The following is a 15,009-nucleotide window of genomic DNA, read 5'->3' on the forward strand; positions in this document are numbered from 1 at the left end:
CAGCCACTAGCGTTTCAGGTAGTGGCTGAAATCGACATCACCTGCCGAGAGAATGGCCTGCACTCGGTTGTGTACACCCAGCTTTCGCAGTATTGCAGACACATGGGCTTTAACAGTGGTTTCGGCAATATTGAGGTTGTAGGCAATTTGCTTGTTGGATTCGCCTTTCGCCATGCGCTCCAGCACAAGAAGTTGGCGCCGGGTGAGAGAGTTCAGCATTTCTGCAGAAACCGGGTTTTCATCATTGCGGGTGCGCCGGTTGCTATTGCTTTCTTTACCTGTGCGAATGATATCCGATGGTAAATACACATTACCGTTGAGAATCTGCTGAATCGCTTTGGTCATCTCCTGCCGGGGCGACGACTTGGTAATAAAGCCTACCGCGCCGTAAGTGATCGCCTGCAAAACCACCTGCTTATCTTCCTCTGCTGAGACAATAACCACGGGAATGGTTGGCGCTTCGTTTCGCAAAGTCATTAAACCGTTCAGCCCGTTCATGCCTGGCATGTTCAAATCCAGAAGAATCAGGTCGAGATCATCGTTCTCGCGAGTTACCGAAAGGGCGCTGTCCAGATCATCGGTTTGAAGAACCTCGCTACCTTCAACACCAGACACAATAACGCTGCTTATAGCCTCGCGAAAAAGAGGGTGGTCGTCAGCGATCAGAATTTTATAAGTCGGCTCCATTAACGTGCTTGCCCGTTGGTCGTCAGTGGCGGAAGTGGTTTCCGGATTATGATAACTCGTTTCGTCTGCAAATACGGTGCTGGCTTGGTTAAGCATGGCGACGCCCCTGATTTTTGTTGTAGTTGTGCCATTACACGCCACTGTCGTCAGGAGTTGAATGCGACCATTGCATCAAAAATTAGAGACTAAAGTACTATTTTTGACTTTTGTCAGAGCTGAATTTTCAGAACTCCGGTGGGACAGGGGTAATTACCTGAACAGGGAGATCAGAACTCTCCCATGAATCTATGCCGTCTTTATACCAGAACAAGTTGGTGAAACCAGCTAGATGCAGCCGCCGGGTAGCGTTCCAGGAGAGCCAGCAGTCGGATTTACACATCACCACAACAGGGTGGTCCTGGTTGTTTGTTGTAAGCTTGAGTGCATTTTTAACAAGATAGTCCTGCCAGAGCTGACTTAGCTCGCCGCGCCCGGTATTGGGCAGCCAGAAAGCTCCAGGCACCGAGGTATGAGGTGTTGTCTCAATGAATAGTCCGGCTCTGTATTCGGAGTTGATTACATCAATCACTACTGGGCGAAGACCTGCTTTCAGTAGCGCCTGAAGCTTTTTCGTATCGATTGTTTCGGCGCCTGGGGCAGTGTCCGGCGTGGGGCTTCGGTAACGGTCGATCCGGTAGCCATCCGAGGAAAAAAGAGAGGTGGATGCCAGCACAGGCAGGGCAATAACAAGCATGAGTATACACAGAGCTTTCATCTTGGTGTTCCAGTAGCTTCACGAAGTGTAGGGACCAAACTACGTGAGCCTCAAAAAAGGGTAAATATTCGAAAAGTCGTAAATGAACAGCACTAAGTAGACAGTACTAAAGAACCATTTAGCCAGAATGGGGGCGGGGTAGGATAAAAGCATCTTTTCTTTTTCTGGGCCTTAATCAGGCCGGGCGCTCTGAGGTGATGCACCATGAAGGTCGTACTAGCAGATGGTCAACGGTTGGTAAGGGATGCAACAGCCTGCCTGCTCAGGAGCACCATGCCGGGTATTATCGTTATGACTGCAGATAGTGGAGCGCAAGCAGTCAATGAGTACACTGATTATGCTCCGGATGTTCTTATTACTGAGGCCTTGCTTCCAGACTATTCCGGGCTAGAGCTCTGCAGGCGCATCCGCCAGAGATGGCGCAGGGCCAATGTTCTGTTTTTGTCCTCAATGGACGACCCAGGCCTTGTTAAGCAAGCGCTTGGGCTCGGGGCCCAAGGCTACATATCGAAAAACTGCAGTTCTACGGAACTGAAAAAAGCCATAGAGAAAGCTGCGGCTGGGGAAGTGTATCTTGAACATGAATTGGCCACCCAGATGGCCATGGTGCAGTCGGGTCGTAACTGTCTTAGAAACACTGTTGGCAATAGATTAACTGAGATGACACAGCGTGAACTGGAGGTACTGATTCTAACCGCGCGCGGGGTATCCAATAAAACCATTGCCGAGCGCTTGAATATCAGTGTGAAGACCGTTGCCAACCACCTGTCTGTACTCAAAAACAAGCTGGAAATTTCATCCTCGCTTGGCCTGTTACACTTTGCCGTGGATTCCGGGCTGGTCCAGTTTGGAACTGCGGGCAGCGAAAGCCCTGCCTGCTTTAACTGATTCCTGCTGGGCATCCTTTCCCTTGCGCATGAAGCTCAATCAAATTTACCAATCTACCGGGCAGCCTGTGCACTCGTCCATAAAGGTGCCTACAAACGTAGCGTAGTGAATGCGGGTGTTTCGTAGATCGGCGCCTGCAAGGTTGGCACTTCCAAATTTTGCTTCTTGCAGGTTGGCTCCAAACAGGTTGGCATCAGCTAGGTCGACTTTTGGTAGCCAGGCTATCTCAAGGCTTGCGAAGGTCAGGTCGGTTTCTATAAGCGTAGCACCAGAGAACCTTGCAAAATCGAAGTTCGCTCCAGCCATGTTGGAGCCAGTAAAATCCGCGCCCTGAGCGAACAGGTACTGCCCGGTAGCGCCCTGAAGTTCCGCCTCGCGAATGCTTGCTCCGCGCACATCGGCTCTATACAAGTTGACGCGATAGGCGGTTACCTTGTCCAACTTGGCCCCTTTGAGATTGGCGCCCCTCAAACTGGTGTGATTCAGAATAGCTCCGGTCAGATCGGCGCCGCTGAAGTCCACAGACTTCAAGTCCAGGTTTGACATGTCTGCACCCTTAAGGTCAGCACCAGAGCACACAGAGTGTTGCTCCAGTATGCAGCCATTAAACTCCGGTGGGCGCACGTCCGCCAGATAGTCCTCTGCTAAAGCAGGCGTGATGAAGGCGAGTAAAGCCAGCTTTATTATTGTCTTCATGGTGTACTCCGGAACAAATCAGGAGCCGCCGTGTATTGGCGGCTCCCTTTGTTGATGGACAAAGCTAATGGATCACTTGGCCGCTGTTGCCCAAGAGGGGATTTTGAACACCCAGAAAGACCCACCTTGTGAAATAGGCTTGGTCAGTTCAGCCATATCGCCACCCCAGAGAGGCACTGCTCCGCCATAGCCTGAGGTAACACCTACGTACTGTTCGCCGTCCATTTCCCAGGTGATGGGTGGGGAGATGATTCCCGAGCCGGTCTGGAACCTCCAAAGCTCTTCGCCAGTATCTGCGTCAAATGCCTTGAAGTAGCCATCGCCTGTACCAGTGAATACCAAGCCGCCTTTGGTGGCCAGCACGCCGGCCCATAAAGGCATGGGCTCTTTATGTTCCCACTTCACCTTGCCACTTAGTGGGTCCATCGCCCGCAGTATGCCAACGTGGTCGTCGTACATGCGTTTGATACGGAAGCCCTGGCCAAGGTAAGCCGCACCTTTTTTGTAGGTGACTTCTTCGGTCCAGTAGTCTTCTTTCCAGTGGTTGGCTGGGATGTAAAACAACCCGGTGTCCTGACTGTAAGCCATGGGGTTCCAGTTTTTACCACCAAGGAAAGGTGGTGAGACTTCTATGGATTCGCCACGGGTTTTTCCCTCGGGAACCGGTGGTGGACGCTGGCCTTTGCCTTCCACGGGGCGGCCATCGGCACCAATACTGGTGGCCCAGGTGATGTTATCCACGAATGGGAAGGCATTCTGGAACTCACCATTGGTGCGATCAACCAGATAGAAATAGCCATTTCTGTCTGCGTGTGCGGTCGCTTTTACATTTTTGCCGTCTTTGGTGTATTCAAAAAGCACCAGTTCATTGTTGCCGGAGAAATCCCAGGCATCGTTTGGCGTGTGCTGATAGAACCATTTCACCTCACCGGTGGTGGGGTCCACCGCCACCTGTCCAGAGGTATACAAGTTGTCGTAGTCTGCCGGGTCACCACCGGGAGCTGTGCGCTTCCAGGTATTCCAGGGGGCAGGGTTGCCTGCGCCAACAATGATGGTGTTGGTTTCGACATCAAAGCTCGCGCTTTGCCAGGGCGCTCCGCCACCTTGGCTCCAGGCTTCCACTTTCCCAGTCTCGGTATTAGGGTCATCTGGCCAACTGGGAGCCCGTGGGTCGCCAGAGGGTGTGCTCTTCTCGCCATTCAAACGACCATAGTGTCCTTCAACAAATGGGCGCATCCAGATCTCTTTACCTGTCTCGGGATCCCGAGCGTAGAGTTTGCCGACAACGCCGAACTCATCACCCGATGAGCCGTGAATAAGCATAACCTTTCCGGTTTTCTGATCCTTGATCAGTGTTGGGGCGCCGGTCATGGTGTAGCCCGCTTCGTGATCACCAAACTTCACGCGCCAAGCGACTTTTCCGGTTTTTTTGTTGAGAGCAACAATGCCCGCATCGAGGGTGCCAAAGAAAACCTTGTCGCCGAAAATCGCTGCGCCCCGATTTACCACATCACAACAAGGGCGAATGCCTTCCGGCAAACGATGGCTATATTCCCAAAGCCGCTTACCACTTTTTGCATCCAGGGCGTACAGGCGTGAGTAGGAACCGGTTACGTAGATAATTCCGTCGTGAACCAGTGCTTGGGACTCCTGGCCTCGCTGCTTCTCATCTCCAAACGAGAACGACCATGCCGGAACCATTCGTTCAACGTTGTCTTTGTTGATCATGGTCATTGGGCTGTAGCGTTGGGCTTTTGGACCAATCCCGTACCCGAGAACGTCCTGAGTGGTTTCTGCATCGTTAACGATGTCATTCCATGTAACGCCCGCAGCATGTGCCTGAGTCGCCAATCCAGCCGCGCCTATCGATAGCGCCAGGCTGATACCGCGCATCAGGGGGCGTTTGGTAAACAGCGTTTTCATGACTTTCCCCTTAATTGTTGTTGTGACAAACGCATTCATTGGTTGCGTTGACGCCATGAGTATTGGCATGGAGTGCTCAATCAGGCGACGGAGAAAACCATGAGGTGATCGGGATTCGGGATAGTGCAGTCCGGGAAATGTTCCTGGCAGATGTGCAACAGGCTGATTGTTCGGTTTTTCCGTTTCCCGGGGCAGGTGGCTCGTGCTTTGGCCTCTGGTCGATAGGTCTACTACCAAAGATCTAAGGCGCAGCAGCCAAAGTGGAGTACACCGGCAAGTAAGGCATTTCTTAGACTTGGAGACAGCCCGATACGCCGCATGGCTACTTGGGAAAACAATGGCAGACAAAACAAAAAGAGGTATGAGGCTATGTCGTACTCCAAGTTGATTCAAAAGATCCTTTGCGCTGGAGCCTTGGTATGGGCTGCAGCCGCTGCCGGGCACGGTAACGTGACGCCACAGCCAGTTGATACGGGTGACCTGCCGGATCTGGGCCGTGAAGCTCTGAACGAAAACCCGTTTCGCGACGGAAATGAGCTAAGCAAATTGAATGCAGAAGCCGTTGAAGTTGGTATGAGTGCTTACGCCGGAAATTGCGCCGGCTGTCACGGCATTGAGGCCCAATCCGGTGGTTTAACCCCGGATTTGCGTGAGCTCACAGAATGGGACGATGAGTACTTTATCGGGCGGGTAATGAACGGAACCGACCGGGGTATGCCTTCCTTTAAAAGCAATCTCGGGCAAACGGCCATTTGGTCCATACGGACCTATGTGGAATCGGTATCCGGGCAGTAACAGCTTTCGCATAAGTACTCGATATCCTGACTAGGAGGTGAGGTATGAGGCGATATTGGCTATGTGCTTTTACTCTGTTTGCGAGCGCTTCCTGGGCCGATCTACCGTCTGACCCGTTGGGTTCGCCTTTATGGGCCTACAACATTGAGCGATACCTCGGGCAAGACATAACGTTAGTAGTGGACGAACGAGTAGGTTTGTCGGTTCCTGACTTCGCTGAGGACAGTACTCAGGTTCCATTGGCCGTTAACTTGCGTGAATTCCCACACAAGGTGATGAAGGTGGTGACATGGGTGGATATGAATCCTGTTCCCCACCTATTCACGGCTAATAGTACTGACGGGCAGCTCAAACTGGTGTCCCTTAACTTTCGGGTGCAGCAGGCCAGCAGTGTTCGAGCAGCTGTGCTGGATGAACAGGGTGTTTGGCACATTGACAGCGGCTATGTGGATGCAGCTGGCGGCGGCTGTACGGCACCCCGGGAAGTATTAAGCAATTCAGACTGGGAGAGTGAGTTCGGCACCCTGAAAACCGGCTTGTTCTCTGATCGCGGGAATACGCGCATCAAGGCCAGTTTGTTGCATCCCATGGACTCCGGAATGGTCGGGAATGTACCGGCCTTTTTTGTAGGCGCTGTTGAAGTTCGGAATGAGGCCTCGGATAACCTGCTGCTGACAATGACCTTGGCCGAGTCTGCCGCTGAAAACCCGATGTTTGTTTTTGAATTCGAAGGCGGCATTCCTCTCCTGTCTATCCACATGAAGGATAACAACGGCTACCAGTTTGAAGGTGCCATTGGGGAGGCATCGCCATGAGCCGCCTCCGATCCCATCATAGAAATATCGCCTGGCTGGTTGCCGCTATGTTTTGGCTCTTGGCCTATTCATCGGGCGCCGGTGCGAGTACCAAGTCCTATAACCTGGAAGCGATTCTGGTTGCGGACGGCGTCTGGGTAGTTGCAGGAAGTACAGAAAACTTCTCGAAAACCAATGGCGGCAACATTCTCAATACCGGCTTTATTGAAACAGGTGAGGGCGTTGTTGTGATTGATACGGGGCCTTCCCGCAGGTACGGCGAAGAATTTCGTGCACTGATTGAGAGTCACACCAGTGAGCCAATCGTGAAAGTGCTGATCACCCATCATCACCCCGACCACGCCTTTGGCAGCCAGGCCTTTGAGCCGAACACACTTTACATGCTTGATGAATCGGCCAGCCTGCTTGAGCAGGACGGTGAAGCTTTTTCAGACAACATGTATCGCATGATCGGCGACTGGATGCGTGGCACCGAGGTAACTGTGCCTATGAACAGAGTGCAGCCAGGCTTGCTTAGTCTAGGGAGTCGGCAGCTACGTTTGATTGCGATGCAGGGACATACCGGCGCAGATCTGGTTGTGCTGGATGAAGCCTCCGGGGTGCTGTTTGCTTCAGACATGGTGTTTTTTAACAGGGCATTAACCACACCTCAAACACCGGGACTAGCCGTTTGGCGTTCGGAAATACGCGAGCTTGCGCAGCTGCCGTTCTCCCTTGTGGTGCCAGGTCACGGGCCGGTGATTCAAGATGACCGTGCATTTCTCCAAATGATCGATTACTTGACCTGGCTGGATGATGTTCTGGCTGGATCTGCTGCGCGGGGTTTAAGCGCTTCAGAGGTGATTGATACCGCGATTCCTGAGCGCTTTTCAGAGCTGGAAGGAGCGAGATACGAGCTGGTTCGTACCGTAAGCCACCTGTATGCAGATTACGAAAAGCGTGCTCTGAACAGGCATTAGTACTAAGGGAGTAGTTATTCGCCCCGAACGACTCATTTTGTTAGCCCTTCTGGGAACTTAGATTAGATACGTAAGCGCAAAAACAGCGTTGTTCAGCAAAAACACAACAAGAGGTTCAAACCATGATCTACGCACAACCAGGACAAGAAGGCTCCGTTGTTTCTTTTAAATCACGCTACGGAAATTATATTGGCGGTGAGTGGGTTGCCCCGGTTAAAGGGCAGTATTTTGAGAACACTACACCGGTTACTGGCGATGTGATTTGCGAAGTTCCGCGCTCAACTGCCGAAGATATTGATCTGGCGCTTGATGCTGCCCACAAAGCTGCACCGGCTTGGGGTAAAACCTCTGCAGCAGAGCGCTCTAATATTCTCTTAAAAATTGCAGATCGCATTGAAGCCAATCTCGAAAAACTGGCAGTTGCCGAAACCTGGGATAACGGCAAAGCCGTTCGCGAAACCCTGAATGCAGATATTCCGCTGGCCGCTGACCACTTCCGTTATTTTGCCGGCTGCATCCGGGCTCAAGAAGGACACATGGGCGAAATCGATCAGAACACTGTGGCCTATCATTTTCATGAGCCTTTGGGCGTAGTGGGCCAGATCATTCCCTGGAACTTCCCGATTTTGATGGCAGCCTGGAAGCTAGGGCCTTGCCTTGCTGCAGGCAACTGCACCGTGCTCAAGCCAGCAGAGCAAACGCCAGCGAGCATTCTGGTGCTGATGGAAATTATCGGCGATCTGTTGCCACCGGGTGTGCTGAACATCGTTAATGGCTACGGTATTGAAGCCGGGCAGGCTCTGGCTACCAGCACGCGAATTGCCAAGATAGCGTTCACTGGATCAACTCCGGTTGGCTCCCACATTCTGAAGTGTGCTGCCGAGAACATCATTCCCTCAACGGTTGAGCTTGGCGGTAAGTCTCCCAACATCTACTTCTCGGATGTAATGAATGCGGAGCCTGAGTTTGTCGACAAGTGTGTTGAAGGTCTGGTTCTGGCGTTCTTCAATCAGGGTGAAATCTGCACCTGTCCATCGCGCGCTTTGGTTCAGGAAGACATGTATGAAGAGTTCATGCAGAAGGTTGTGGAGCGCACTAAAGCGATCAAGCGCGGTAATCCTTTGGATACTGACGTTCAGGTTGGTGCGCAAGCCAGTAAAGAGCAGTTCGACAAAATCATGTCTTACCTTGAGATAGGCAAGCAGGAAGGCGCTGTTGTTCTCACAGGCGGTGATCGTGAGAACATGGAAGGCGAGTTCAATAACGGATTCTACATTCAGCCCACTCTTTTCAAGGGTGATAACAGCATGCGGGTGTTCCAGGAAGAAATCTTTGGCCCAGTTGTTGGTGTTACAACCTTCAAAACCGAAGAAGAAGCTCTGGCGATTGCCAACGATACCGAGTTTGGCCTGGGTGCCGGCGTTTGGACACGGGACACTAACCGGGCCTACCGCATGGGCCGCAGCATTCAAGCCGGTCGGGTATGGATGAACTGCTACCACGCTTACCCTGCCCATGCTGCTTTTGGTGGCTACAAGAAATCCGGTATTGGCCGTGAAACTCACAAGCTGGCTCTGGATCACTACCAGCAGACTAAATGCATGCTGACCAGTTATGACGCTAACCCGCTGGGCTTTTTTTAACATGTAAGTGAGTGAGTCGCTCCTTGCTGCTGCGAGGGGCGGCAGCAGTTGCTCCTATGTTGTCGCTGAAGATATTCACTGTTGTGTTCTGCACTTTTGGCCCTTTATAGGGCCCTTTTTTTGCGCCATTTCCCAAAGTAGCACACTGTGCACCGCAGAAGGTTATTTGTATGACATTGCAAAATCTGCCTCGCATCTTGATGCAGTACTGAGAATAGACCCGGTTACCGGATGTGTTTCGGTTCTGGCCGGAGGCGAGAAGGCGCTTCCTGGCTATGAGATTTCCCTGCCAAGCAATTTCGGGGTTTCAGGTCTTGATGGGAACGCTCAGTGTCGTCAGGGTTTCTATTACTCTCCGGTAAGTGATACGGCCAAAGCGCCGCCTCTTATTCTGATAGCCCATGGTGGCCCAACATCGGCGGCTTACCCGGTTTTTAACCCGCAGGTTCAGTTTTGGTGCCATCGCGGCTTTGCAGTTGCGGAAGTGAATTATCGGGGTAGCACGGGGTTCGGTCGAGATTTCAGGCTTTCGTTGGCGGGTTGCTGGGGAGAAGCCGATGTCGATGATATGTCCCGCGCGGCTGACAGTCTCGTTGCCGCTGGCATGGCCGACAAAGACAAAGTGTTTATCCAGGGGCGCAGTTCAGGAGGCTATACGGCGCTCATGGCACTTTCAGAAAGCAACCGTTACGCCGCAGGGGCTAGCCTTTATGGGGTTACCGACCCGCTACAGCTTCGGCAAGCGACCCATCGATTCGAGTCGGGCTACCTGGATTGGTTATTGGGCGATCCTAGTCGGCATGGGCAGCGCTGGAAAGACCGAACGCCAAGATTACGGGCGACAGCAATGAATACACCGGTTATCTTTTTTCAGGGAGGCTTGGACAAGGTGGTTGTCCCCGAGCAGACCAGAGACATGGTTGAAGCCATGAGAGGAAATGGGCAGTCACCAGAGTTGCACTGGTTTGAGACAGAAGGCCACGGATTTATTCAGGAAAAGAGTCAGGTAAGAATGCTTGAGGCTTTGCATACGTTTTACCTCAAGCATAGCCAGGATCCGGTGAACCCTTGGTAAACTTGAGTTAGACTCTCGTTCACTTCAATAAGAAAAAAATATAATGTTGAGCGAACCCCATGAGTCACGACATATCTGTTCTGAGAAAATTCGTTTCGCCTGAAATTGTGTTCGGCGCAGGGGCACGCAAGTCTGTTGCGAACTTTGCGAGCAATCTTGGGGCAAAACACGTATTTCTTGTTTCAGATCCCGGTGTTGCTGGTGCAGGCTGGGTGGGTGAAGTCGTCACTTTACTAACCGATGCCGGCTTGCGAACAACGGTGTTTACCGGAGTGTCTGCCAACCCTCGAGTAGACGAGGTGATGGCCGGTGCCGAGCTTTATAAATCCTCTGACTGTGATGTCATTGTTGCCATCGGCGGCGGAAGTCCTATGGATTGCGCCAAGGGAATCGGGATTATTGCCAGCAACGGTGGGCATATTCTCGATTTTGAGGGCGTAGACACCATTTCTAACCCGCCTCCGCCGCTAATCCTTATTCCGACGACTGCCGGCACATCTGCTGATGTATCTCAGTTTGCCATCATTTCTGACCCTAACCGCCGCTTCAAATTTTCGATAATCAGCAAAGCCGTGGTGCCGGACGTGTCATTGATTGACCCGGAAGTCACTGAGACCATGAACGGCTACCTGACAGCCTGTACAGGTGTGGACGCACTGGTTCATGCGATTGAAGCATTTGTCTCAACGGGTAGCGGCCCTCTTACAGACTCCCATGCACTGGAAGCTATCCGGTTGATTAACCGCAACCTTGAGCCCTTGGTTGAGAACACAGCAGATCCGTTCCTCCGGGAGCAGATTATGCTGGCATCCATGCAGGCAGGGTTGGCTTTTTCCAACGCGATACTCGGCGCCGTTCATGCCATGTCTCACAGCCTGGGCGGCTTTCTCGATTTGCCCCATGGCCTTTGCAATGCGTTGCTGCTTGAACACGTGGTGGCCTACAACTATCGATCTGCGGAAGACAGATTCAAACGTGTCGCCGAGGCCATGGATATTGATACCCGAGGAATGGGTAAACCGGAAATCCAGAAACACCTGATGAATCGCATTATCCAGCTCAAACGCAAAGTTGGCCTGCATGAAAGCCTGGCTGATTTCGGTGTCAGCGTATCTGACATACCACACCTTTCCGGATTTGCTCTACAGGACCCTTGCATACTCACCAACCCCCGCAAGTCATCGTTGAGAGATGTTCAGGTTGTTTATGAAGAAGCCCTCTGACGAGCAAGCTCAAGCTGGCGGATACGGTATTGGGGAGTTGCTGGGGTTTGGCAGCCAATCCGTCAGAAAGAACTATTACCCCGCGCTTCAGGATCGCATTGAAGAACTTGAACAGGAGCGAAACCGGTATAAGTGGTTATTTGAAAACGCCTTGCACGGTGTGTTTCAAGGCAACTTGCGGGCAGGGTTCCTGGCCTGTAATCCGGCCATGGCAAAGATTTGTGGTTACGAAAACCCGGAGGATCTGCAGCAGCGAGTAATACGCCTCAGGGAACAGCTTTTCTGCAGCGCCAGTGAGTTCGACACCCTCCGGCAGGAGTTGCTTGACCACGGCAGCCTGAGTGCACGGGAGACCCGTCTTAGGCGAGCGGATTCAACCCCGGTGCATGTGGCAATTACCTTACTTCGGCGGCCTGACTTGGGGCCGGAAGTGGTTGAAGCCTTTGTTGCCGATATCAGTGAGCGAGTACAGTCCCGCGAAAAACTGGTGCAGTTGAATGCAGACCTTGAGCGCAGAGTGGATGAGCGCACAGCAGCCCTGCAGCAGGCCAACGCGGGCTTGCACTATCAAATTGAAGAACGAGAGAAAGCAGAGCGCGGATTGGTGGTTGCGGTAAAGGCTGCCCAGAATGCGAACCGCAGTAAAGACAAGTATTTGGCCGCAGCCAGCCATGATTTGCTGCAGCCGCTGAATGCCGCCCGCCTTATGATCTCCGCGCTACAGGAAAGCCAGTTGCCATCTGAAGAAAGCCGCATGGTTCAGCAGGTACACCGGGCCCTCGAAGGCGCAGAGGATTTGCTGGCAGACCTGCTGGATATATCGAAGCTTGATCAGCAAGCCATGGTGCCAGATTGGGTTATCACCGATGTTGCGGCTCTGGTTGAAGGATTAGGGGAGGAATTCGAAGCAATCGCAGCCAATGCCGGGCTAGATTTTCGTATTCGTACAATACCAGCCATGGTTAAAACCGATCAGAGAATGCTGACCAGAGTGTTAAGAAATCTGCTCAGCAACGCCTTTCGGTATACGCCGAAAGGTCGGATTTTGCTTGCGCTGAGATCAAGGCCTAACGCCCTTCGGATTGAGGTGTGGGATACCGGAGTGGGCATTGAGGAAAGTAAGCTGGAAGAGATTTTTACTGAATTTCATCAGCTTTTGCCACAGGGCACCGGTGGCCGGCAGGGAGCAGGGCTTGGGCTGGCCATAGTGGATCGCATGGTTCGAGTGCTCGAATGCAAAATGGATGTGGTTTCCCGCCCTGAGCGAGGTTCTCGATTTGCGTTGACGCTTCCGATGGAAGGGAACCGAGAGCCGCAAGTGTCGAAACCGACTATTAATACGGCGCAAATCTTTGCCAAAGGGTTCGCTGGCGCAAAAATTCTGGTTATCGATAATGATCTTTCGGTTTTGGAAAGCATGAAGCTGTTACTTGAGCGTTGGGGTTGCTCGGTTGTTACAGCTCCGAGTAGCGACGCTGCTATTGCATATTTGAAGACCACAAACGAGAATCCGGTAGCCATTCTGGCCGACTATCATCTTGATCATGAGCAACTTGGCTCTGATGCAATTCACGCCATCCGCAGCATGTTGGGGCAGACAATACCCGCAGCTTTGATTACCGCCGACCACAGCGCAGAAACACGACAACTGATGCGGCTTCAGGAACTGCCTATTCTCAATAAGCCGGTGAAGCCCAATCGTTTGCGTGCACTGTTGTCGAGCTTGTTAGCGTCTGGTTAGAACACTGGATAAGGACTTTTGAACGAATGAATTTACATGTACTGGCTGCCATTTTTGCAGCCGTTTTCATGGGCACCATTGGTGCAATTTCTATCTATGCCGATGTAAGCGCCGAAACGGTTACCTTTTATCGCCTTTTCATAGGGGCGGTTTTAATGGGTGGTTTCCTTTTTGCGACAGGCCAAAAGGCGAAAATAGTTGTATGGCCCGGAATAAAGGTTTTGGTTACCGGCGCATTCCTAGCTGGATTCGTAGTTTTTTATATTGTCGCCATGAACTATACCAGCATGGCGAACGCTGTAATGTTGCTGTATTTGGCGCCTGTAACCGCATCTGTTATTGCCCACTTTTTTATGGGGGAGCGCCTGTCCGGAAGCAGTGCGGCCCTGATAGGTGCGGCCTTGTTTGGTTTCGCCATGATGATGGAATTCAACTTCAATCTTTCAGGGCGAGGGGAGGAGGTTGTCGGCCTCTTTTACGCGCTGTGTGCCATGCTTTGCTACGCAGCATTCATCGTGACTAACCGGTTAGTTCATGAGCGGGTGCACGTATTGACCCGTAGCGGCTTTCAAATGTTAGTCGGCGCCCTGTGTATGTTGCCGTTTATGCTTCAAAAAAGTGACAGCATCGCTGGGGTGCAGTGGGGTTGGTTGGTTACAGCAGGCATTATTCCCGGGTTTCTCGCCATCATGCTTGCAGTAGTTGCGTTGAAAGCTCTCCCGGCAGCCACCTATGGCACTCTGGCTTATTTGGAGCCTATTACGGTTGTTGCATTGGGGTGGGTTTTGTTTGGTCAAAGTTTGACCGCCCTGCAACTCTCTGGCTGTGCGTTGATTATCGTCTCTGGGGCGTTTCAGGCCGTGTTGTCTCAGCGGGCATCCCGTTGGTCTGCGAGGCTTGCGGCAGACGCAGGTTAAGGCCTTAGGCAATTCTCTGGCACTGGTACAGCCTGAACACTGTTTCCACTTTGCCTGAAGACGTTCTGACTGCAGTGCAGCATCGATGGCCATAGAGAAGTCCAGCTCGTATGGCTGCCCTCGAAAGGCAAGCAGCGGGTTTGGGTCTTCTCGCAATAAGCGACTATCCATTCCGGTAAAACGGTTCGATCTTGGTTTGCATGCCAATGCAGTTCTCGCATCTCTGGATTGCGCTTTAGATCGCGAATGGGATTGAGCGAGCCAGTCAGGGGAGAGTATTGATGGTGATTGGTCCAAGCTTGATGATCCAAATTTGCGTTCACTGTAACCACGTTCACTGGTCGGTTCAGCCTGCGGCCCACCAAAACGGCTAGGGTGCCGCCCCCGCTGTAGCCGATAAGCCAAAGTTCTTTGTGGCTTTCTGACAACTGCTCGACTACCTTCAACAAGCTATTCACTACATCCGGGTGGTATCGGTCATGTGTCCACCAAGTCCCCTGACAACGCGCATCCGCCACTTGGTAGTAACAGGGGCGGCCGATATACATAGAGTTAGGCTCCGCCTGCAACATGCTTTTAAGCACGATTGAATGTTCTGATGTGGGATTGCTAGCCACTTCTCTGAATGTTCGCCACGGTCGCCCGTCACCGCCGATATAGAGGTATAGCGGAGTTTTGAAACTTTCTTGAATTAATAACGTAGACTTAAATACGCGGTGCTCAAAATGACCGGAGTGAATGCTAAAGTCGGTAATTTTTCCCTCACGCAGCAAACGCTCGTAAGTGAAGGACGTGCAGCCAAGTATGGAGCACAAGCAGGTTATAGTGAGGAAGTGTCGTAAATGCATTTGGTGACTATACTAAAAACGAGCCAAATAAATGCCAGTTAGTTG

14 protein-coding genes are annotated in these 15,009 nt (G+C 52.1%); 9 read left to right on the forward strand and 5 right to left on the reverse strand.

Annotation, left to right across the window (positions count from 1 at the left end; translation table 11 throughout):
* Nucleotides 1–6 precede the first annotated feature (6 nt).
* Both FE845_RS10630 and FE845_RS10635 read right to left on the reverse strand, forming a co-directional pair.
* Entirely contained in the window at nt 7–687 is a 681-nt protein-coding gene (locus FE845_RS10630) for a response regulator transcription factor (RefSeq protein ID WP_200364734.1), read from the reverse strand.
* A 223-nt stretch (nt 688–910) separates the two neighbouring features.
* Nucleotides 911–1,441, reverse strand: a complete 531-nt coding sequence (locus FE845_RS10635) for a rhodanese-like domain-containing protein (protein WP_200364336.1) — start codon at nt 1,439–1,441, stop codon at nt 911–913.
* Nucleotides 1,442–1,645: 204 nt separating this feature from the next.
* Between FE845_RS10635 and FE845_RS10640 the strand changes: the two genes are divergently transcribed.
* Nucleotides 1,646–2,329 carry a response regulator transcription factor gene (locus FE845_RS10640; RefSeq protein WP_200364338.1) on the forward strand — a complete coding sequence of 228 codons (684 nt, stop codon included), beginning with the start codon at nt 1,646–1,648 and terminating at the stop codon, nt 2,327–2,329.
* A gap of 45 nt (nt 2,330–2,374) precedes the next feature.
* Here the strand turns inward: FE845_RS10640 and FE845_RS10645 are convergent, their stop codons facing one another.
* Together FE845_RS10645 and FE845_RS10650 are read right to left on the reverse strand one after the other, a co-directional pair.
* A complete protein-coding gene (locus FE845_RS10645; RefSeq protein ID WP_200364340.1) occupies nt 2,375–3,025 on the reverse strand; it encodes a pentapeptide repeat-containing protein in 651 nt (216 codons plus the stop codon).
* Nucleotides 3,026–3,097: 72 nt separating this feature from the next.
* Entirely contained in the window at nt 3,098–4,948 is a 1,851-nt protein-coding gene (locus FE845_RS10650; RefSeq protein WP_200364342.1) for a methanol/ethanol family PQQ-dependent dehydrogenase, read from the reverse strand.
* 369 nt (nt 4,949–5,317) lie between these two features.
* Here FE845_RS10650 and pedF point away from each other — a divergent pair, with 369 nt between their 5' ends.
* The 8 genes from pedF to FE845_RS10690 all read left to right on the forward strand — a co-directional run bounded on the left by pedF (nt 5,318) and on the right by FE845_RS10690 (nt 14,116).
* The gene (gene pedF, locus FE845_RS10655) at nt 5,318–5,743 is read left to right on the forward strand and encodes a cytochrome c-550 PedF (RefSeq protein WP_200364344.1); all 426 of its coding nucleotides are present in this window, start codon (nt 5,318–5,320) and stop codon (nt 5,741–5,743) included.
* A gap of 44 nt (nt 5,744–5,787) precedes the next feature.
* Nucleotides 5,788–6,558 carry a quinoprotein dehydrogenase-associated SoxYZ-like carrier gene (locus tag FE845_RS10660; protein ID WP_200364346.1) on the forward strand — a complete coding sequence of 257 codons (771 nt, stop codon included), beginning with the start codon at nt 5,788–5,790 and terminating at the stop codon, nt 6,556–6,558.
* 47 nt (nt 6,559–6,605) lie between these two features.
* Nucleotides 6,606–7,517, forward strand: a complete 912-nt coding sequence (locus FE845_RS10665) for a quinoprotein relay system zinc metallohydrolase 1 (protein ID WP_413785082.1) — start codon at nt 6,606–6,608, stop codon at nt 7,515–7,517.
* A gap of 122 nt (nt 7,518–7,639) precedes the next feature.
* A complete protein-coding gene (locus tag FE845_RS10670) occupies nt 7,640–9,160 on the forward strand; it encodes an aldehyde dehydrogenase family protein (protein ID WP_200364351.1) in 1,521 nt (506 codons plus the stop codon).
* Nucleotides 9,161–9,326: 166 nt separating this feature from the next.
* On the forward strand, nt 9,327–10,235 hold the full coding sequence (locus FE845_RS10675) for an alpha/beta hydrolase family protein (protein ID WP_227714260.1): 909 nt from the start codon (nt 9,327–9,329) through the stop codon (nt 10,233–10,235).
* Nucleotides 10,236–10,294: 59 nt separating this feature from the next.
* Nucleotides 10,295–11,458, forward strand: coding sequence for an alcohol dehydrogenase-like regulatory protein ErcA (gene ercA, locus FE845_RS10680; protein ID WP_200364355.1), 1,164 nt, complete (start codon nt 10,295–10,297; stop codon nt 11,456–11,458).
* Nucleotides 11,442–13,199 carry a NahK/ErcS family hybrid sensor histidine kinase/response regulator gene (locus tag FE845_RS10685; protein ID WP_200364357.1) on the forward strand — a complete coding sequence of 586 codons (1,758 nt, stop codon included), beginning with the start codon at nt 11,442–11,444 and terminating at the stop codon, nt 13,197–13,199. Before ercA ends, FE845_RS10685 begins: the two co-directional genes overlap by 17 nt.
* Nucleotides 13,200–13,225: 26 nt before the next feature.
* Entirely contained in the window at nt 13,226–14,116 is an 891-nt protein-coding gene (locus FE845_RS10690; protein WP_200364359.1) for a DMT family transporter, read from the forward strand.
* On the opposite strand, the gene FE845_RS10695 is transcribed toward FE845_RS10690, so the two are convergent.
* Nucleotides 14,113–14,664 (reverse strand): hypothetical protein, encoded by a 552-nt coding sequence (locus FE845_RS10695; protein ID WP_200364362.1) that lies wholly within the window; start codon nt 14,662–14,664, stop codon nt 14,113–14,115. The genes FE845_RS10690 and FE845_RS10695 overlap by 4 nt on opposite strands.
* Between the last annotated feature and the right edge of the window lie 345 nt (nt 14,665–15,009).

This window comes from Marinobacter sp. 1-4A (assembly GCF_016597725.1).
GTDB lineage: Bacteria > Pseudomonadota > Gammaproteobacteria > Pseudomonadales > Oleiphilaceae > Marinobacter.